Here is an 18,862-nt window from a genome sequence, read left to right on the forward strand (position 1 = left end):
CACCTACTCTGGTGCGATGGGTGTTTATGGGCGAGGTCGGCTGCTGCTGACCGGGATCATCGGCGGGACCATACTGGCGATCACGTCTGCGGGCGTGCTGGCCGCGGCGCCACTGCCGCCACGGGACCCAAATCAGGTAGTGGCGCAATCCTCGGAGGCGGCGACACTAACCAAACGGGAACTAGCTGCCGCGGTGCTGTTCGGCTGCGCCGATTCTGCTAACACGTCCGCCCAGCGAAACATGGCGGCCGCAGGTGTGGGTGGCATCGTGCTGTTGGGCGCCAACCCGCCCGCCAACCTGGCCACTCGACTGCGCAGTGTCGGTAAGGCCGCGCCAACGAAACCCGGACCACTAATCGCCAGCGATGAGGAAGGTGGCACCGTGCAGCGGTTGAGTCGGCTGATCTACCCGCTGCCGTCGGCGGAGTCCATGTCGTCGTGGTCGAAAAGCAAACTCCGCAGTACCGCCCGCCGATATGGCAACCGCATGGCGGATCTCGGTATTGGCATGTCATTGGCTCCAGTTGCTGATTTGCGGGTGCCCGGCAGTTACCTGGACGATCTCAATCGTGCCTTCAGCACCAGTCCAGCCCGGACTGGCCGGGCGGTGAAAGCGTGGAGTGCTGGACTGCGCCGAGCGGACGTCATTCCGGTCGTGAAGCATTGGCCTGGTCACGGTCATGCCGCTGACACACACACCACTGCCGCCCGCGTTCCAAGTTACGCGCAGCTGCGCCGCGCCGACCTGAAACCGTTTCAGCGCTTCATGGCTGCCACCGAGCGACCGGTGGTGATGGTCGCCCACGTGCAATCGAAGGGGCTCACTGCACCGGGGGTGCCAGCAACCCAGTCGGCGAAAGCGATCCGAGTGCTGCGAGACCAAGCCGGTCCCGAGGCCGTAATCGTGACCGATTCACTGTCCATGGCCGCCGCCACTAGCGCTCGCGGCCTCAGTGAGTCCGGTGCCGTGGTGGCTGCGCTGCAGGCGGGCGTGGATTGGGCGATGGTGTGCACCAGCAACATTAAGCCGGTCATCAATGCGGTGGTCGCCGCTCTCCGCAACGGCGACCTGTCACGTGACCAACTGGAGACCTCGCTGGCCAGGATCCGCGCGCTGCGCGGATAGCGGCTCGCTACCCGCCGGCGAGCACCGCCTCCATTTCCGACACGGTGCCGCAAATGATTTCGGTCGCACCAGCGAGGTCCCCCGAGTTCGCCTTGTTCGCTGCTTCTTCGGCCTGCGCAGCCCAACGGTCGGCATCGGAGGGATCGATGCCACCGGCCAACGTCAGGTCGCGCACCAGCTCGCCGTAGCGGCGGTTGCAGTTGGTGTACTCAGCGTTGTCGCCGCCGCCACTAGTTGGAGAAGCCGACGGGCTGCCGCTGGCGGTCGTCGGGGAACCAGTGGGCGAAGCGGAAGCGGAGGGGCTGCCACTCGGTGACGGTTCGGGCTGGGCGCCCTTGCCCACTGGCACCTCAATCTCCTTAACGGTTTCAATGCTGATGACGATGAGTACCTTCACGGCCTCGCCGGGGTCGATCCGCACCACGGTTGCGGAGTCGAAACCGTCCCAGGGCGTTCCGACGTAGTCCGGTCCGCTGGTGACTGCAATCGGCGCCAGCAGCGGATTGCCACACTCACAGCGCACCCGCGGCATGCCGAACTCGTCCACCAGCACCGCGGTGCCGGCCTCTAGGATCGATTGCCGCTCGGTCGCTTGGCCATCCGCATAGCCGTGATTAGTGACCCGGGTGTCTTGACGCAAAATCACCGGAGCCAGCGAACCCACGTACACCGAAATCTCGCCAACGGACACGTTCAACACGTCCACCCAGGCGGCGGCCTTGTCCGGGTTCTCTTCGAGGAAACTAATGAGTTTGCCACGATCACAGACCTGGGCGTCCAGCGAGCCACCGTATAGGCCCGCGTCAGTACCCGTTTCGGTCGCCACTTCAGTGCCGGCGCTGTCGCCCGACCCGTCGCCGTCAGCTTCCGATGCGGCGGCGTTGGGCTCCGCCGACTCATCCGGAGCAGGAGCCGCGCTGGGAGTGGCCGCCACGGAGTCCGTGAATGGGTCCGAGCCGGTGTCCGTCGCCGCTTCTAGGAAGACTTCACCAGAACCGTCACTATCGTCGGAATCACTGGAACAACCGGTGACCGCCAAGGCCGCCGCGGCGACTACCGCCGCGGCCAGTTTCCACCGGGGGGCTGCACTGCGCGTCATCATGCTGGGACCCTAGCGCAGTGGGCTACCGGTAGGGGTATCTGCGACCACCTACCCCGCCAGTTGCGAGCGGGGCCAATCATCAGATCAGCCCCGCTCGATGAGTGGTTGAGTTGACTACGCAGCGCTCTCCACTACGTTGATGACCTCGATCAACAGGTCCAATACGGCCTGCTGCGCAGCCACAACCGAATCGGCAGCGTTTTGGTAGGCCTCACGGTCTACCTGCTGCTGGGCGGCAGCGGCAGTGACAGCTTCCTCAGCAGTCTGCAGTGCTTCTTCCGCCGCCTGGTATTCCTTCTCGACCGCAGCTAGCACCTGCTCGGACTGCTTCTGCATGTCGTCGTAGGCAGCAGTCAACCCAGCCAACTCAGCCTGCAGCGTGGCAATCTCAGCCTTGCCCAGGGTCGCCAACGCCTTGCCGGCTGCCTGCTGGTCGTCAACAGTTCCCTGCAAGCCATCGATCTGCTGCTCAAGAGTGGTCACCTGAGCCTCAAGGTCGTTGTTGGTTGCCGTGACCGACAGGCCCCAGGCACCCGCCCCGATGGCGCCAGCGGCGAAGATTGCGGTCGCAACCTTCCAGCCGGTCGCTGACTTGGTCTTGTCCGGGGTGACCTGAAGTTCCTGGTCGTCGGCGGGGATTTGAGTGTTTTCAATATTCGTCATAGAGCGTCCTCCCTGGCTCCTGTGCACTTCAGCAGTACACACTCCCATTCCCGCACAAGCCTGATTCATTCAGATGAAGCGACACCTGTTGTGTGATCTCACGCACTACCTGGCCGGGTTAGGAGGCGAGTCCAGCGACAGCAAGATCTTGGCGCTGCCTGGGCCAGGAAATCGGTAGATGCGCTTTGTATCGCAGATTCGGCAAGCGCAGATAGCTGCTGTTGGCCATCGGATGATCCGGGAAGAAATCGGTGCGCGGTACTTCGCAGTCGTACCCGTGCAGCACGATCCGCTCCGCTCGGTCACTCAGTAAAAGCAAGTCGATGACGTCGGTTCGTCGGGAGGTGAACAACACTCCGGTTTCCGCATCGCTCCGCACGAGTCGCAAACAGCCGCCATCCGGATCGGACATGACCTCGCCCACAGTGACTGGACGAAACCGATCGACCCGATGCCACGGCGAAATGGGGAATCCGGCGGTAGCTGCACACAGCCGGTAGCCCGCGCCTGCAAGTCGCTGCAGAAACTGCGGCAACTCCGGCAGGAACACGGCCAAGTCGACATCGGCGTGGTTGCGGTAGAAGTCATCACTACGGACTGCTAGCCCTAAGCCACCGACCAAGTACACATGGACACCGGCACCATCCACTAGGTCCACGACCTTGCTCAGATCACGACTCAGATCACCCCGCCAGTCCCCCATCCGCCAGCGATGACGCATTCGCACCACGCTCACTGAGCCGGTTCGACTCGGGGTGAACTCCTGCTTCGGCATCATTAATCCACCATACGGTTCGCACGGAGAGGATTCCCCCTCACCTACCCGAGATCGCGGTAGCCAAGCAGGACCCTTCCCCAACCGGGCCTGTCCTCCGGTAGGAATGGGGTATGGCGAATACGCCGCCGACGGCCAAGGACACCGACGGTCGCCGCATCAGCAGCAGCGACTGGCAACTGCTGGCTGCGCTGTGGCCGTATGTGCGGCCCTACCGCGGCTGGCTGATCGCCGCCCTCGTGGCCACCGCGGTATCCGGCCTGCTCGGGCTGGGCTTCCCGTGGATCCTCGGCACCCTGGTGGACTCCGCCCTCGACCCCGACAGTGGCGACTTGTCACGGTCGGCGTTATTGCTGATCGGGATCTTCGCCGGACAAGCAATATTGGCTGGGGTGCGGATTCGCACGCTCGCTCACGCGGGCCAACATGCGGTCAACGACATCCGCAGCGCGCTGTTCAACCGCATGATCCGGTTCCCGCTCGCGTTCTTGGACTCCCGCCCCAGCGGGGCGCTGTCCTCCCGACTGATCTCTGACGCGGCGTTCGTCTACGGATCGGTGGCCGGTGCCGGACCACAGTTGGTGTATTCCGGGATCACCGTGATCGGTGGTGCGGTGCTGCTGATCGCCATTGACCTACCGTTATCGCTGATCGTGTTGGCGGCGGTGCCGATTGCGGTGGTAGTCGGGGCGAAGTACGGCACTCGGATGCGGGATCTGTCCCGCGGCTATCAAAACGGCCTCGCGTCCACGAACGCCCTCGCCGCTGATGCGCTGTCCGGGGCGCGGGTAGTGAAGTGGTTCGGCGCGGAACGCTCGTTAGCGCGCAACTACCACCAGCGCCTGCAGGGCGTCATCGAACAAGGGTTGAACCGGGCGCGGGTGAAATCTCGGTGGACCCCAGCGATGATGTTCTTGGCGTCGGCCACGATCGTTGCGGTGTTGTGGTTGGGCGGCAGTCAGGTGCGTTCCGGCACACTCACGGCCGGTGAGTTGGTCTCGTTCCTGCTTTACGCGAGGTTCGTCGCTGAAGGGTTGTCCACCATCGTGGATCAATATTCGCGGCTGGCTCAAGGACTCGGCGCCTCAGAACGGGTGGTGGCGCTGCTTGCTGAACCCACCGAAGAAGTCACCGGCGGCAACGTGACGGATCGCGGCAACACCACCACGATTCCCGACCGCAGCGGAGCGGTAGCGCTGCGGGACGTCACATTCTCCTACCCGGGCCGCGACGCAGTCGTGCTGGACCAGATCACTTTCACCATCGAACCGGGCAGCACCGTGGCGTTGGTGGGACCGTCGGGAGCAGGTAAGTCCACCATCGCGCAGTTGATTGCTCGCCTGTACGACCCGCAGGCTGGCACCGTGTCCGTGGACGGACTCGATGTTCGCGAGCAAGACCTGTCCGAGCTACGTAGTTCGATGGGGGTCGTCCCCCAGGACGCACCGATGCTGTCCAGCAGCATTGCCGACAACATTCGCCTGGGCAGGCCAGACGCATCTCGTGAGGAGGTGGCGGATGCCGCCCGCGCGGCCAACGCTTGGGAGTTCATCACTGCCTTCCCGCACGGGTTTGGCACCAAGGTCGGTGAACGCGGCCAGGCACTATCTGGTGGGCAACGCCAACGCATCGCTATTGCCCGCGCGGTACTGGCGGACCCCAGTTTGTTGGTGTTGGACGAAGCCACTAACGCCCTCGACAGTGACAGCGAAGTGCTCGTCCACGAAGCACTAGATCGGTTGATGAGTGGCCGCACCAACTTGGTGATCGCCCACCGCCTCGCCACCGTGTTGTCGGCTGATCAGGTCATCGTGCTGGACGAGGGCCGCATCGTGGAAACCGGCTCTCCCGCCGACCTACTGGCTACCGATACCCGATTCGCGGCGATGGCAGCAGCCCAATCCCTCGGACTTGAACTGCCCTAACCATGGTCGCGCGTTAGCAGGCGCGAAAACTGGTTTCCGATCAAAGCTCCAACTCGAGAACCGCAAACCCGGACAAACTCGACATACCCCCCCACACTTCCAGGCCATCGCCCCGCATCCCCGCCGCCTCAGCGGATACTCGTGCGCCGACGGTCAGCTGCTTTCAGCCGGCCGTGCTGTTCACTGTTTCGGACGCGCGCTCCACGTCCAGACTGCGCGCTACTGCCGCCTCCACATCACGCCGCAACTGCGGATAGTCCAGCAGTCGCAACCGCTGCACCGCACTCGCCCGGGCGGCTAAGAATTCCCGCCGGCCCGTGCGACTGTCCACCATAGGGATTCCGGTGGTCATTGCATGCAATCCCCGCACAGCCTCGGAGTGGCGAGTTTCGTCGCCCAAGAGTGTCGCCAACATGAGTTCTTTCTTCAGCGCTTTGCGGCCGGTGCGGAAGAACCAGCGTCGCTGGGCGATCGCTCGAACTGTCCGCGCCGGGGCAAGGTTTCGATATGCCTCCGCCAAGTTCTCGCCGAATGCGTGCAGCAGCCCATAGTTAGTTTGGGCGATCGTGAGTGAACCCACTGCAGCGGCGAAGGTCTGCTCGCCAGCCGCACTGGGGAAGTAGTTCTCGTATGGCAAGTAGCCCGCCCACTCCAGTCGGGGACTGTCAAAATGCGCCGCCCGCGGCGTGTGGAACAGGTGGGAACGTCGCCGATGCGCGTGCCGCAAACCGGCCGTCAACCAGGCCACATCGGCGACTTTCACCTCTACCATCCGCGGTCGGCCGGTCTCGGATTTGAGGAAGGTATTTCCGGTGTCGGAACTTTGCTGCACCCACAGTCCGTGCTGCTTCATTGTTCGGTAGCAGCGGTCCTGCAACTCACGATGTAATTGTCGCCAATGTCGGCCAGCGAGAGAGCGATGCGACAGGTACACCCAAATGTCCAAGTCGCGAACCAGGTCCCAATCCAAACCGTTGTGGTCTCGGGCGTAACTGATACTGCCGATCGGGCGCACCACCACGACCTGATCGCGGGTCAGCGGCAACGCGGCTTGTTCCACCAGGTCGATCAGGTTGTGTTCCGGGACGTCGAGGTAGCGTGCGAAGCGTTCGTTGGGTAACTGGTAGTCCGCCCGGATCAGCCAATTGTAGTGCGGTGGCTGCGGCCCGCTGTCTTGCCTGGCCCAGTCCGGTGACGGCACTGGCACCACGGTGGTACCACGAAGCCGTTGCTGCAGCAGTGCGCGCGAGAACCCACCGAGGATTTTCTGCGGCTGCTTCGGTGTCACGCTGCCCGACCTCCTCGCGACCGCACGCCGCGCTGGGCTATGCGGTATCTAGGCATGAGGTTAGTCGCTGGCAGCGACCCAAGACCAAACAACACATCGCTGGATCGAGCGAACGGGGGGGGAGTCTCCCGCTAGGAACTCGGTGACAGGGCCCGTACCACCCGACTCGGGCTCGGCCGGCCGAGAACTCCGGCCAACCAGTCACTGGCCGTGACCAGTAGGTCGAGATCGACTCCGGTGTGAACGCCCAAGCCGTTCAACTGCCAGACCAAGTCTTCGGTGGCCAGGTTTCCGGTAGCGGACTTCGCGTACGGGCAACCACCCAACCCGCCGGCGCTGGCATCCACTGTGGTGACTCCGGATTGCAGCGCCGCCAACGTGTTGGCGAGGGCTTGACCGTAAGTGTCATGGAAATGCACGCCAAGAGCAGCCACCGGGATGCCGGCTGTGGTCAACCGATTGATCAGGTCGTGGACCAGACCGGGGGTGGCGACGCCGATGGTGTCGCCCAAACTCAGTTCGGTACAACCGGCTTGCCACAACTCGTCACACACTCGCACGACCGCCGCCGGCGACACCGCCCCTTCCCACGGGTCGCCGAAACACATCGACACATAGCCACGTACCGGCATCTCCCCCGACCGGGCCTGCTCGATGACGGGTCCGAACATGGTCATCTGCTCTGCCAGCGCCCGATTCAGGTTTTTGCGGGCGAAAGTTTCGGTGGCGCTGGCGAACACCGCTATCTCGCGCGCCCCAGCAGCCCGGGCGGCGTCTAGTCCCCGCAGGTTCGGCACCAGCACCGGGAATCGCACGCCGGGCGCCTCGGGCAGGGCGGCCATCACCTCGGCCGCGTCAGCCAGTTGCGGCACCCACTCAGGCCGGACAAATGAGGTTGCTTCCACCACCGGCAACCCAGCCGCGACGAGTCGGCGAATGAACTCCGACTTCACTTCAGCCGGGATCACGGCAGACTCGTTTTGCAGCCCGTCGCGGGGGCCGACTTCCCAGATGGTGACTCGCTCCGGCAGACCGGACAGCGGCTGCACCATCGGCAACGATCGGTCAGTCATCGCTGTCCGTTGAATCCAACAACACCAACGCCTCATCCAAAGCCACCGGCCGGCCTACGGCCACCCGTACCTCGGCGACGGTCGCGGCGGCCGGTGCTTTAAGGGTGTGCTCCATCTTCATCGCTTCCACGGTGACCAGTGGGTCACCTTCGGCGACGTGATCTCCGGCTGACACCGCGACTGCGATCACAGTGCCCGGCATCGGGCTGCGCACGGAACCGCTACTGGCACCAGCACCGGCCCGCGATTCTGCTTGCAGCCGATCGATCTCCACTAACCGTAGCGACCGGCCACCGCTGGCCAGCCACACCACATCGCCGCCCGGTTCTACCGCAGCGGCGTAGCGGCGGGTGCGCTCCGCCAACGCAATCTCCAACCGACCCAACGACCCTTGCATGCTGGTCGACTGGGTGGCACCACCGTCGATGCTGATGTCAGCGTGCTGCGGCAACCCACGCACGTCAATGTCGGCGACAGTGCCGGCCGCTGATCGCACCCGCACCCCGATGGGTGCTCGACCGGTGATCCGCCACCCGTCGGGGATTGACCACGGGTCGCTGGTGTCAGCTGGTGCTAGTTCCGCGACTCGCAGCAGCGCGGCTGCGGCGAGGTCGTGGTCGTCCGGGGTGGTGGCCTCGGTCAGTTCCGGGTGTTCTTCGATCAGCCCGGTGTGCAGATCACCGGCTTGCACCTCCGGCAACGCCAGCAACCCGCGCAGGTAGGCGACGTTGGTGGTCACCCCAAGGTAGGCGGTGTCGGCCAACGCTCGATCCAATCGAGCCAACGCCTCAGCGCGGTCACTGCCGCGGGCGATCACCTTGGCGATCATCGGATCGTAGAAGGTACTGATGCTTTGGCCAGTCAGCACACCGCTGTCGACGCGGGCGGAGTCCGGTTCCTGCACCAGCAGCAACTGTCCGCTGGAGGGGAGGAAGCCTTGGCCGGGATCTTCAGCGTAGACGCGCGCTTCGATGGCGTGCCCGGTCAGTGGAACTCCCGCCGGCCCTTCCGGCAGCGGTTCCCCGGCGGCGATGCGCACCTGCCACTCGACGAGGTCCCAGCCAGTGATTTCTTCGGTGACCGGGTGTTCCACCTGCAGCCGAGTGTTCATCTCCAAGAAGAAAAAGGTGCCAGCCTCGTTGGCGTCCACGATGAACTCCACCGTGCCCGCGCCCAGGTAGCCACAGGATTTGGCAGCGTCGATGGCCGCCTGCCCTAACCGCTCGCGCAGTTCCGAGCCGACGAATGGCGACGGCGCTTCCTCGATCACTTTCTGGTGGCGGCGCTGCAAGCTGCATTCGCGCTCCCCCAAGTGACGCACGGTGCCGAACTGATCAGCCAGGATCTGCACCTCGATGTGGCGGGGGCGTTCGATGAGCCGCTCCACCAGCAACGTGTCGTCACCGAATGCTGTGGTTGCTTCGCGGCGGGCGGCGGCGATCTCTTCAGCGATGTCAGTTTCCTGCCGCACGATCCGCATGCCCTTGCCACCGCCACCGGCTGATGGCTTGAGTAGCGCCGGAAATCCGACCTCGATGACAGCGGCCTGGACCTGTGCGTCGTCCATATCGGGGTCGTGCCGACCGGGAACCACTGGCACTCCGGCGGCCGCGACCCGGTTCTTGGCGGCGATCTTGTCCCCCATCGCCGCTACGGCTGCAGCTCCGGGGCCGATGAAGGTGATGCCCGCTTCTTCGCAGGCGGAAACAAAGTCGGCGTTTTCGCTTAAGAACCCGTAGCCGGGGTGGATGGCGCTGGCTCCGGATTCGCGGGCGGCGGCGATCACTGCCGGGATATTGCGGTAGGACTCGGCAGCGGCTGCTGGGCCGATCCGTACTGCACTGTCCGCAGCCTGCACGTGGGCGGCGTTGGCGTCGGCATCGCTATAGACCGCGACGGATCGGATACCGAGTCGCCGTAACGTGCGAATTACCCGGACGGTGATTTCGCCACGATTCGCGACTAGAACGGCAGGGAACAACGGTTGGTTGGTGGTCATGGGGTCACATCCGGAAGATTCCGCGAGACACCGGTTCCAGTGGTGCCTGGCCGCATGCGGCTAGCGCCATTCCCACCACGCGGCGGGTGTCGGCGGGGTCGATGATGCCGTCGTCCCACAGTCGCGCGGTGGCGTAATAGGGGTTGCCTTTTTCCTCATATGCCGCGCGCACGGGTTCCTTGAACGCTTCCTCGTCCGCGGGGTCCCACTCGTCGCCAGCATCCTCGAACTGTTGCCGACGAACAGTGGCTAATACCGAGGACGCCTGTTCCCCACCCATCACTGAGATCCGGGCGTTGGGCCACATCCACAGGAACCGCGGCGAGTAGGCCCGACCACACATGGAATAGTTGCCCGCCCCGTAGGAGCCACCGATGACGACGGTCAGTTTGGGCACTCGTGCGCACGCCACCGCGGTCACCATCTTGGCGCCGTGTTTGGCGATGCCACCGGCTTCGTAGTCGCGGCCCACCATGAAGCCACTGATGTTTTGCAGGAACAACAGCGGGATGCGCCGTTGGTCGCACAACTCGATGAAGTGTGCCCCTTTTAGTGCGGACTCGGAGAACAGCACGCCGTTGTTCGCGATGATTCCGACCGGCTGACCGTGGATCCGGGCGAACCCGGTCACCAGCGTGGTGCCGTATTCGGCCTTGAACTCGGTGAAGTCGCTGCCGTCCACCAACCGAGCGATGACTTCCCGAACGTCGTAGGGGGTGCGCAAGTCGCTGGGCACCACCGAGTAGATGGAATCAGCCGGGTACTGCGGCTCCACGCTATCGGTGACTTCCCACGGCGGATTCTCTGCCGGTGGAAAGGTGTCCACGATCTGCCGCACAATCTGCAACGCATGCGGGTCGTCCTCAGCCAGGTGATCAGTCACCCCGGAGATCCGCGAATGCACCTCGCCGCCGCCGAGTTCCTCAGCGGTGACCACTTCCCCAGTCGCGGCGCGCACCAGCGGTGGACCGCCCAGGAAGATAGTGCCCTGGTTGCGCACGATCACGGCCTCGTCACTCATGGCCGGCACATAGGCACCACCAGCGGTACAGGACCCGAGCACCGCGGCGATCTGCGGAACTTCCATCGCGGAGAGTCGCGCCTGGTTGTAGAAGATCCGACCGAAGTGCTCCCGGTCCGGAAACACCTCATCCTGCATCGGCAGGAACGCACCACCGGAATCCACCAGCGCGATGGCGGGTAGCCGGTTCTGCGCGGCGATCTCTTGTGCCCGCAGATGCTTCTTCACCGTCATCGGATAGTAGGTGCCGCCCTTAACGGTGGCGTCGTTGGCGATCACCATGCACAACCGACCGGACACCCGCCCGATGCCGGTGATGATGCCAGCGGCTGGTGCCGCGTCGCCGTACATTCCGTCGGCGGCCAGTGGTGACAGCTCCAGGAAAGGTGAGCCGGGGTCGAGTAGATGGTCCACCCGTTCGCGGGGCAACAGTTTGCCTCGACTCTTGTGTTTCAGCCGCGCTTTTTCCGGCCCGCCCAGGGAGGCGGACTCCAGTCGTTTGTGCAGATCTTGCGCTAAAGCAGCGTGGTGGTCTCGGTTTGCCCGCGGACCATCGGACTCGGGGTCAATCTGCGACTCAACAACAGGCATAGTCGCCTCCAGCCGGGTTTCCACCGCCCACCGTAGCCGAGCGGAGTCAGCCGCAGTGGTAGACCCGCCCGTTCGCGTGCAGCGCAACCGGAAACTGTTCCATCAGATTTGTCTGGAATGTGGCAGAATTCCCTCGCGACACCGCAGCGTCGGTGGTGCGTCATCCCCTAGGAGCTGGCATGAGGTTGTTGTACCTGCATGGTGTCGGCGATGACGGTACCCGGCGGGACTGGTGGCCGGCGCTGGCGGAAGCGGCCCCCGATGGATTGGCCGACGTCGATGTCTATGCACCCGACTACTCCGACCTACTCAGCGGCAAAACTAAGGCGGATGCACCACACCGGATCGGCGATCTGCGGCCCGACCCGCACCTGCTGGCGCGGCGCCACTACCGCACCCGGCAAGCCGGGTTGCATCGCGAGTTGATAGCCGCCGGATCGCAATCGCAGTGGCCCTACCGGCGCCGAGGCTTTGACCGGATCCCAAGTGCAATCGACGCGATTGGCGAACGGTTCGTCCTCGGCGTGATCTACGACGAGGTCAGTCGCTACTGCCGTGATGACCGACTGCGCCGGGCTATCCGGGAGCGAGTGCTGGAGTTGATGCCCGACGATGGTGAGGTCGTCATCGTCGCGCACAGCCTCGGTGCGCTTGTCGCCTTAGACCTGCTGCCACATCTGCCCGGCACCGTAGAAATCCCGCTGCTGATTACTGCGGCGACCAGCCTTGCACGACGACGGTTGCCCCCGACGGCACTGGACCTGCCACTCAGCTTCCCCTACCACCGGGTGAGGGGCTGGATCAACGTGTTCAACCCAGCCGACGCAGTGACCCGCGGGCGCCCGATCGGGATGCGCTTCCCGCAAGCCATTGACGTGGCTGCCGACGGTTCCCTCGGTGACCACAGTTTGAATACCTGTCTACGACAACCCGGCATCGCGGCAGCAGTTGTCGCAGGGCTGACGGAGGTCACCGCTGGTTCGCTTCCTGCAGCCGTCAGCGCTGTCGAATCACGGGAGTCGCTGCCGCAACCAGTCGCGATACACCTGGCTCGACTCATCTTGTTGGAGAACCTGGTTGCAGCGGCCGCTGAAGAAACAGACACCTCTCCCCGTGAGGTCAACGACCTGAGCATCGCCCGTGATTTAGTGCTGGAGCAGATGCCTCCCCCGGCGGATCTCACGCCCGAATGGGCGGCCGATCCGGTTACCACGCTGACGGACCACATGGCGGAATCCGATGTGGCTGCGGTCCTGATTGAGCTCACCGGGGAGGATCCGCTCGCCAGCGTCGAGCAGGCTTCTCCGACAGCAGCGTTGGACCAAGCGCGGCGCCAAACCGCTGATGATCTCGGGATTCCACCGGACTGGGTGGCGCTAGCACACACCACTCATGCCCAAGTTGCTCGCTCACCGATGCGCAAATGGCGAGGTGGTCGGCTCCAGGACCTCGACCTGCTATCACCGCGTTTCCAGCGGGGAGCCCGCAGTGTGAACACTCGGGGCCGGGAACCGGAGTTGGTTACTGCCTGTCGAGATTTGTTGGCGCGTGCCCTCCTGGCCGCTCGCTTGGGCCAGCCGGAGGCGGGCCACGCTGAGCACCATACTTTCGCTCGAGTGCTGGAATCCCTCAGCATCGCCCGGATCGGGGCCTTCCATTCCGGTGAGCAAGCACTGGCCGAGCGCATCGTGTCGCAGATCGAAACCGTCGGCTCCTACCTCGGCCACCTTGCCTCCCACGGGCTGGGGTCGAGTAAACCGCGACCACTGTCCACGGGTTAACCTTGTTGTGGCGACGCCGGGAACGAGACGTCGTCACCCTTCCGCACTAACTGCGCGGACTCCGTACGCCCAAGCGAACGGGTGACACGCGCAATTTTGCTAAATGGCCTCCGCGGTCGCGACGAAGGTAAGACAATGCCGATACCGGCGGGACGGAAGTCCTGCCGGAGGAACGAGGTGCGAGATGAAGCAGCAGATGTCACCGATACAGGTAGGGCTCTCCTGGGGAATCCCCGCGGGGCTAATCATGGCGCTCGTTGCACTGCTGGCCGGTGGCGTGTCCTCCGGCCTGCTCGCCAGTGGACTCGACCTCATGTTCGCCTTCGTGTTCGGCGTGGTTTTGGTGGGAGGCATAGCCGCCTTCGTGCAGTGGCGTCGAGTGGCCAAGTCCATGGGCGATGTAGCCCCACCCGGGTGGTACGACTCCCCCGAGGAAGACGGCACCCAGTGGTTTTGGACCGGCACTCGTTGGTCTGACTGGACTCGGCCGGTGCCACCGCGGACCCAAGCCCGAAAGTTCTAAGTTCGATCGTCGCACCATTGGTGCGCACAATCATCGGCGATCCTCCTGACGGATCAGTCAGGCTGAAACCGCTTCAGTTTCGCTTTCACTAGCTTTTGCCGTCCGAGTTTTTTCCACCCGGCGACGACGGGGTTGGTCACCTGCCCGCAGCACCTGTTGGAAGGCCGTACCGTCGTAATGGGCGGAGGGGGTGTCCAAAATGAACTCGGTCAGTGCGGCGCTGAACCGCTCCGGGTAATCCTCGTGCGGCACGTGACCTGCATCGGCAAATACTTCCAGGCGTGCCTGCGGCAGCAACTCTTTGGCCGCATACGCGTGCTTCACCGGAATCATCAGGTCGCGACCACCCCAGACCACCATGGTGGGGATGTGCCGAGCCAGATAGGCGCGATCGATCATGGTGATTACCTGACCACGCCAATCTGCTGCGGCACGTAAGACGTGCCGGAAGGCTGCGCGGGAGTGAGCGTCGGCGAGATCTTCGTACACCTCGATCATGCCGTGGATGTCGTGACTACCAGGAAAGTCGGTGGACGCTGCCCGCTCCAGCCACGGAATGACCGTCCGGCGAATCCGGGGAATCGCTGACAACGCCAGCAGTGGACCGGAACCAGGGATGGTCATCGCCCGGATCAGCGGGTTGACACTGCGTCCTAGTCCGCCGCTGGCGACCAACACCAACCGCTCCACGAGCTGCGGGAACTGGTAAGTGAACTGCATGGCAACACCGCCACCGAGGCTGTGGCCCACGACGGTCACGCTAGGAACGTCAAGGAAGAGCAACAGATCGCGCATGGCGTTGGCGTAACCGCCAATGCTGTAGTCCGCACGAGGCTTGTCGGACTCGCCATGGCCCAACAGGTCGGGAGCGATGACGGTGAAGTTTTTGGCCAGATCCTCAATGACTGGCCGCCAAGTGCGGTGGTTCATACCGATGCCGTGAATCAACAGCAAGGCCGGCCCGGAGCCGGTCAAGACGAACGCACGTTCGTAGCCGTGGATGTGCACCTTCTGCACTGGCAGGTCGCCCCACTCATCCATATTTGACTGCATTCCCCATCCCTCAGGTCTGCGCCTATTGTTCACCGAGATTTCTCATTCACACAGACGACCAGGCCACATCTCGACGTGGGATAGGTCACAGCCGCAAGCGTAAACGCGTTTCGACGTCACCCGAATGGAGCAACCACATCAACACTTGTAGGCCCACGAGACGCGGAAACGCTCGCACTTGCGTCCCGGTACCGCTAGCGTCGTCTATCGTTCCGGAGGTGAACTGATGAGGTCAGCCACAGCAGCGCTCACTGCTGGCTCACTGCTATGCGGGGGCCTGCTGTTCGCCGCTCCTAGCCTCGCCAACGCCGCAACGGTGCCGCAACCGGATCAGTTGTTGACCAAAGCTGAGGCGAAACAACGGCCGGTCTTGCGCCGAGGTGATCGCAGCCATTGGGTTCGCCGGCTGAATCGAGCGCTCAGTGTGAAGCCCGCCCGCAAGGTGTTCCGCAAGAAGACCGCACGTGCCGTTCGCGCGTTCCGAACCAACCACGACATGCGCGCACGCCCAGTCGTGAACGTGCGCACCTGGCGACTGTTGGGTGACGCGGTACCGGTACCAAAGCCGAAACCTGCTGCGGATCCGACTCCCCCGCCGTCAGCGCCCGCACCAGGTGTGCTCGGGCCGGAATTGCGACCCGGCGCTTTGTCTATCTGGGTTGTCGCCCTGCAACAGACCCTGGGGGTGTCACCCACTAGCGGCTACTTTGGTCCGCTGACCGAGGCGGCGGTGAAGGACCTGCAAAGCGGTAGCAACTTGCCGGCCACGGGCGTCGTGACTGCCGCCACCTGGAACTTGCTGGGTGGCGTGACCGCACCGGCAGTAGATCCCACCCGCACCGCCGCGGCTCGTGACTCCGCGCAACACCGCAAGGATCTGGGAGTGGCGGCTTTCGTCGCCTCCTGGACCGCCTCGGCGGTCGTCGATCGGGAATCCGGCGGGAACTGCGCCATTGTCAGTTACAACGGCGCATGGCGGGGTAAGTGGCAGATGGACGCCAGTTTCTGGGCGACGTACGGTGGCACCGAGTTCGCCGCCGCCCCTGAGGCGGCCACTTGCGCGCAGCAAGACCTAGTCGCCTACAACGGTTGGGTGGACCGTTGGTGGTGGCCGTGGAAGAAGGAAGCGTTCCCGCAGTAGGCCCGCTAGCGCATCGACTGCCGCGGGTTTGCTAGCCACCTACCTTGTTGGTGGCTGCTACTTCCCGTCGCCGGCCTTGCGCTTGCTGCGGGGCTTCTTGGCTTTGCCGGTTGGCTTACCTTTACTGCCGGACTTGCCCTTTCCGCCAGATTTGCCCTTGCCTGCGGCCTTGTTGCTCTTGCCACCGTAGGAGTCCTTGCCGCCGGACTTATCACGCTTCTTACCGGAATAACTGTTCTCGTCCCCGGAGTGGTCCCCGGAGCGACTCGAGTCCTGCTTGCCGGAGTGCTTGCGCCGACCGTCTGATGAATACTTGCCATCCCCGCGACTGCTTCGGTGTCGGCCAGGCTTGCCACCGCGATGGGGCCGATGCCGATTTCCGGACCGCGACTTGTCGCGCTGCTGCGGCTCCACCTGTGGGATCTCCTCATCCAGACTGTCCCGAGACCCCAAGGTATGAGCAATATGAATCGCCGCAAGCGCTGCCTGCTGTTCGCCCAGATCTTCACTTAGCGACGCCAGCATCTCTCGATAGGCGTGCAATGAGGACTTGTCCAACGCCGCTTGCTCAATGGCGTCGCGAGTTACCGACAACCGGCGTTGCCGGACGTTCTCCACCGTCGGCACCTGGCGCAGTTCAATCTTGTGCCCGGTAATGCGCTGGATGAAAGACAGTTGGCGCTGTTCCCGCGGTTCCGCGATGGTCAACGCCACCCCAGTACGCCCCGCGCGACCGACCCGGCCAATCCGGTGGGTGTAAGACTCCGGTGAGGACGGCACGTCGTAGTTGATGACGTGGGTCAGGTGCGAGATGTCCAGTCCCCGGGCAGCGACGTCGGTCGCTACCAACAGTTCAGCCTGTCGGTTGCGCAGCAGTCCCAGGATTCGGGTCCGCTGTCCTTGATCCATCCCGCCATGCAAAGCGGCAGCGCGATACGCCCGGCCGTTCAGTTCTTCGGCGAGTTGGTCAACTTCGTCACGGGTCCGACAAAAGATCAGTGCCGCATCTGGCGACTCGATATCCACCAACCGACACAACGCCGCAACCTTGTGCGAACGCGGCACCAGGTAACTGTTTTGCCGTACCTGGGGCTGCTCGGACTCGGGGAGCTTCTCCGCTTTGATCTCAATGCGGATGGGATTGTTCAGGTGCTGATCGATCAACCCGCGGATTCGGCGTGGAATAGTCGCGGAAAACAGCACGGTTTGCCGATCGGCGGGCAACTGATCCAGGATCGCTTCCAGATCCTCCGCGAAACCCATGTCGAGCATTTCGTCGGCTTCGTCTAAGACCACCGTCGCGATCGCTGACGGGTCCAGCGTGCCGCGCCGCAGATGATCCAAGACCCGACCGGGAGTGCCAATCACGATGTCGCGGCCTTGTTTCAGCGCCTTGATTTGCCGGGAGATGGGTTGGCCGCCATAGATCGGTGACGTGCGGGCATCAAAGGGGCGTCCGTAGCGATGGACCGCCGACGACACCTGCAAACATAGTTCCCGAGTAGGAACCAAGACCAGCGCACTCGGTGCGGTGCCACGGTCGCTATCGGGCAACTGGTTGAGCAGCGGCAGCGCAAACGCGGCGGTCTTTCCGGTGCCGGTGGCAGCCTGACCTAGTAGATCCTGCCCGGTCAAAAGTTTGGGAATACTTTCGGTCTGAATAGGTGTAGGCGCCTCGTAGCCAAGTTGACCGAGGGCGGCCACAAGTTCCTCGTGCAACCCGAGGTCGCCGAAGCCAGTAGTGGTAGTCATGAAGGTTCCTCTCCGCTGCCGATCTGCCGTGGCGGAATTCGACTGATCAGGTCGCGGGTCCCGAATGGTCATCGGGGGGTGTTTCGCAATGTCAGGCGGTTGCCAGGACCTTCCTGATGCGCCCGAGAGCGGGCACTACTTGAAGGTTACGCCAGCGTAGGACCTATGGGGAAATCTTGCGCGCCACCTTCGCGGGGCTATTCGGTGAGCACACTGCCCTGGCGAGCCCTGGTATCGGCGGAAAATCATGCAGATTTGAGTGTCGGCACTGCCGCCAACATCCGGTCGATGACAGCCGTCGAGGGGAAGGATTCGATTCGCTATGATGTTCGGGCTATCCCGCGTAGCTCAACGGCAGAGCATCCGACTGTTAATCGGACGGTTACTGGTTCGAATCCAGTCGCGGGAGCTTCACTCTCCTTGTGAATTGGGGCAAATCCCACGGGCCACTCCCTGGCCATTTTCGTTTGAATACCTATTTGGATACCTGGGGACTACTGTTTGGGTCCCGGCACAGCTGCCAGCGGTCTGTCTCAGCGATCCAAACCCTCTCACTCGCCTCGCCAAGAATGCTCATTACGAAACGGCGGGTCATGGGTCGTGGGGCCCGTTGTATTGATCAGGCAGCGCCCGGCGGGCCGTCGACTATGGTTGACTGGCTCAGCGTCTATACGGAGGTAGGCATGGTTTTGCGTGGGAGTCGGTTTTACTTGGCGGCGGTATTAGTGGGGGCACTCCTGATTGCCGGACTACCGGCAGCGCTAGCGGCCCCCACGGTCACCGCCACAATCGCCGTCGGCAACAACCCGGCTGGGGTGGCCATCACTCCCGACGGCAGCACCGCCTACGTCACCAACTTCGAGAACAGCAACGTGTCGGTGATCGACACCGCCACCAACACCGTCACCACCACAATCGCCGTCGGCGACGAACCGGCTGGGGTGGCCATCACTCCCGACGGCAGCACCGCCTACGTCCCCAACTTCGAGAACAACAACGTGTCGGTGATCGACACCGCCACCAACACCGTCGGCAACACAATCGCCGTC

The 18,862-nt window shown here is 63.6% G+C and carries 15 protein-coding genes and 1 tRNA gene; 7 read left to right on the forward strand and 9 right to left on the reverse strand.

What is annotated here, in order from left to right; all coding sequences use genetic code 11:
- The first annotated feature begins 16 nt into the window (after positions 1-16).
- Complete coding sequence (locus tag K0U62_11310) at positions 17-1,126, forward strand: hypothetical protein (GenBank protein ID MCH9802100.1); 1,110 nt, start codon at positions 17-19, stop codon at positions 1,124-1,126.
- Between the two features lie 7 nt (positions 1,127-1,133).
- Here K0U62_11310 and K0U62_11315 read toward each other — a convergent pair whose 3' ends face one another.
- The 3 genes from K0U62_11315 to K0U62_11325 all read right to left on the reverse strand — a co-directional run bounded on the left by K0U62_11315 (position 1,134) and on the right by K0U62_11325 (position 3,669).
- The gene (locus K0U62_11315; protein MCH9802101.1) at positions 1,134-2,228 is read right to left on the reverse strand and encodes a hypothetical protein; all 1,095 of its coding nucleotides are present in this window, start codon (positions 2,226-2,228) and stop codon (positions 1,134-1,136) included.
- 114 nt (positions 2,229-2,342) lie between these two features.
- Positions 2,343-2,891: a hypothetical protein gene (locus tag K0U62_11320; GenBank protein MCH9802102.1), complete on the reverse strand. Its 549-nt coding sequence runs from the start codon at positions 2,889-2,891 to the stop codon at positions 2,343-2,345.
- A 118-nt stretch (positions 2,892-3,009) separates the two neighbouring features.
- Positions 3,010-3,669, reverse strand: coding sequence for a hypothetical protein (locus tag K0U62_11325; GenBank protein ID MCH9802103.1), 660 nt, complete (start codon positions 3,667-3,669; stop codon positions 3,010-3,012).
- A gap of 110 nt (positions 3,670-3,779) precedes the next feature.
- On the opposite strand from K0U62_11325, the gene K0U62_11330 reads away from it, so the two are divergent.
- On the forward strand, positions 3,780-5,591 hold the full coding sequence (locus tag K0U62_11330; GenBank protein ID MCH9802104.1) for an ABC transporter ATP-binding protein/permease: 1,812 nt from the start codon (positions 3,780-3,782) through the stop codon (positions 5,589-5,591).
- A 163-nt stretch (positions 5,592-5,754) separates the two neighbouring features.
- Here the strand turns inward: K0U62_11330 and K0U62_11335 are convergent, their stop codons facing one another.
- From K0U62_11335 to K0U62_11350, 4 genes are all read right to left on the reverse strand, one after another.
- Positions 5,755-6,879 (reverse strand): hypothetical protein, encoded by a 1,125-nt coding sequence (locus tag K0U62_11335; GenBank protein MCH9802105.1) that lies wholly within the window; start codon positions 6,877-6,879, stop codon positions 5,755-5,757.
- 131 nt (positions 6,880-7,010) lie between these two features.
- Positions 7,011-7,952, reverse strand: coding sequence for a hydroxymethylglutaryl-CoA lyase (locus K0U62_11340; protein ID MCH9802106.1), 942 nt, complete (start codon positions 7,950-7,952; stop codon positions 7,011-7,013).
- The gene (locus K0U62_11345) at positions 7,945-9,933 is read right to left on the reverse strand and encodes an ATP-grasp domain-containing protein (GenBank protein ID MCH9802107.1); all 1,989 of its coding nucleotides are present in this window, start codon (positions 9,931-9,933) and stop codon (positions 7,945-7,947) included. The genes K0U62_11340 and K0U62_11345 overlap by 8 nt, the downstream gene beginning before the upstream one ends.
- Positions 9,934-9,955: 22 nt before the next feature.
- The gene (locus K0U62_11350) at positions 9,956-11,563 is read right to left on the reverse strand and encodes a methylcrotonoyl-CoA carboxylase (protein ID MCH9802108.1); all 1,608 of its coding nucleotides are present in this window, start codon (positions 11,561-11,563) and stop codon (positions 9,956-9,958) included.
- Positions 11,564-11,742: 179 nt separating this feature from the next.
- On the opposite strand from K0U62_11350, the gene K0U62_11355 reads away from it, so the two are divergent.
- Together K0U62_11355 and K0U62_11360 are read left to right on the forward strand one after the other, a co-directional pair.
- Complete coding sequence (locus K0U62_11355; GenBank protein ID MCH9802109.1) at positions 11,743-13,344, forward strand: hypothetical protein; 1,602 nt, start codon at positions 11,743-11,745, stop codon at positions 13,342-13,344.
- Between the two features lie 184 nt (positions 13,345-13,528).
- Positions 13,529-13,867, forward strand: a complete 339-nt coding sequence (locus K0U62_11360) for a hypothetical protein (GenBank protein ID MCH9802110.1) — start codon at positions 13,529-13,531, stop codon at positions 13,865-13,867.
- A 57-nt stretch (positions 13,868-13,924) separates the two neighbouring features.
- On the opposite strand, the gene K0U62_11365 is transcribed toward K0U62_11360, so the two are convergent.
- Entirely contained in the window at positions 13,925-14,908 is a 984-nt protein-coding gene (locus K0U62_11365; protein ID MCH9802111.1) for an alpha/beta fold hydrolase, read from the reverse strand.
- Between the two features lie 508 nt (positions 14,909-15,416).
- Between K0U62_11365 and K0U62_11370 the strand changes: the two genes are divergently transcribed.
- A complete protein-coding gene (locus K0U62_11370) occupies positions 15,417-16,061 on the forward strand; it encodes a peptidoglycan-binding protein (protein ID MCH9802112.1) in 645 nt (214 codons plus the stop codon).
- 57 nt (positions 16,062-16,118) lie between these two features.
- On the opposite strand, the gene K0U62_11375 is transcribed toward K0U62_11370, so the two are convergent.
- A complete protein-coding gene (locus K0U62_11375; protein ID MCH9802113.1) occupies positions 16,119-17,885 on the reverse strand; it encodes a DEAD/DEAH box helicase in 1,767 nt (588 codons plus the stop codon).
- 265 nt (positions 17,886-18,150) lie between these two features.
- Between K0U62_11375 and K0U62_11380 the strand changes: the two genes are divergently transcribed.
- Positions 18,151-18,222: transfer RNA gene (locus K0U62_11380), tRNA-Asn, on the forward strand.
- A 160-nt stretch (positions 18,223-18,382) separates the two neighbouring features.
- The coding region (locus K0U62_11385) for a YncE family protein (protein ID MCH9802114.1) at positions 18,383-18,862 on the forward strand (480 nt) is incomplete at its 3' end.

It is taken from the genome of Actinomycetes bacterium (assembly GCA_022599915.1).
Classification (GTDB): Bacteria; Actinomycetota; Actinomycetes; order S36-B12.

Coding starts and splice junctions, on each gene's coding strand:
- K0U62_11340 (MCH9802106.1), bottom strand. CDS start 7,952: ATGACTGACCGATCGTTGCCGATGGTGCAGCCGCTGTCCGGTCTGCCG.
- K0U62_11320 (MCH9802102.1), bottom strand. CDS start 2,891: ATGACGAATATTGAAAACACTCAAATCCCCGCCGACGACCAGGAACTT.
- K0U62_11350 (MCH9802108.1), bottom strand. CDS start 11,563: ATGCCTGTTGTTGAGTCGCAGATTGACCCCGAGTCCGATGGTCCGCGG.
- K0U62_11310 (MCH9802100.1), top strand. CDS start 17: ATGGGTGTTTATGGGCGAGGTCGGCTGCTGCTGACCGGGATCATCGGC.
- K0U62_11360 (MCH9802110.1), top strand. CDS start 13,529: ATGAAGCAGCAGATGTCACCGATACAGGTAGGGCTCTCCTGGGGAATC.
- K0U62_11365 (MCH9802111.1), bottom strand. CDS start 14,908: ATGGATGAGTGGGGCGACCTGCCAGTGCAGAAGGTGCACATCCACGGC.
- K0U62_11355 (MCH9802109.1), top strand. CDS start 11,743: ATGAGGTTGTTGTACCTGCATGGTGTCGGCGATGACGGTACCCGGCGG.
- K0U62_11370 (MCH9802112.1), top strand. CDS start 15,417: ATGCGCGCACGCCCAGTCGTGAACGTGCGCACCTGGCGACTGTTGGGT.
- K0U62_11325 (MCH9802103.1), bottom strand. CDS start 3,669: ATGATGCCGAAGCAGGAGTTCACCCCGAGTCGAACCGGCTCAGTGAGC.
- K0U62_11375 (MCH9802113.1), bottom strand. CDS start 17,885: ATGACCATTCGGGACCCGCGACCTGATCAGTCGAATTCCGCCACGGCA.
- K0U62_11315 (MCH9802101.1), bottom strand. CDS start 2,228: ATGATGACGCGCAGTGCAGCCCCCCGGTGGAAACTGGCCGCGGCGGTA.
- K0U62_11330 (MCH9802104.1), top strand. CDS start 3,780: ATGGCGAATACGCCGCCGACGGCCAAGGACACCGACGGTCGCCGCATC.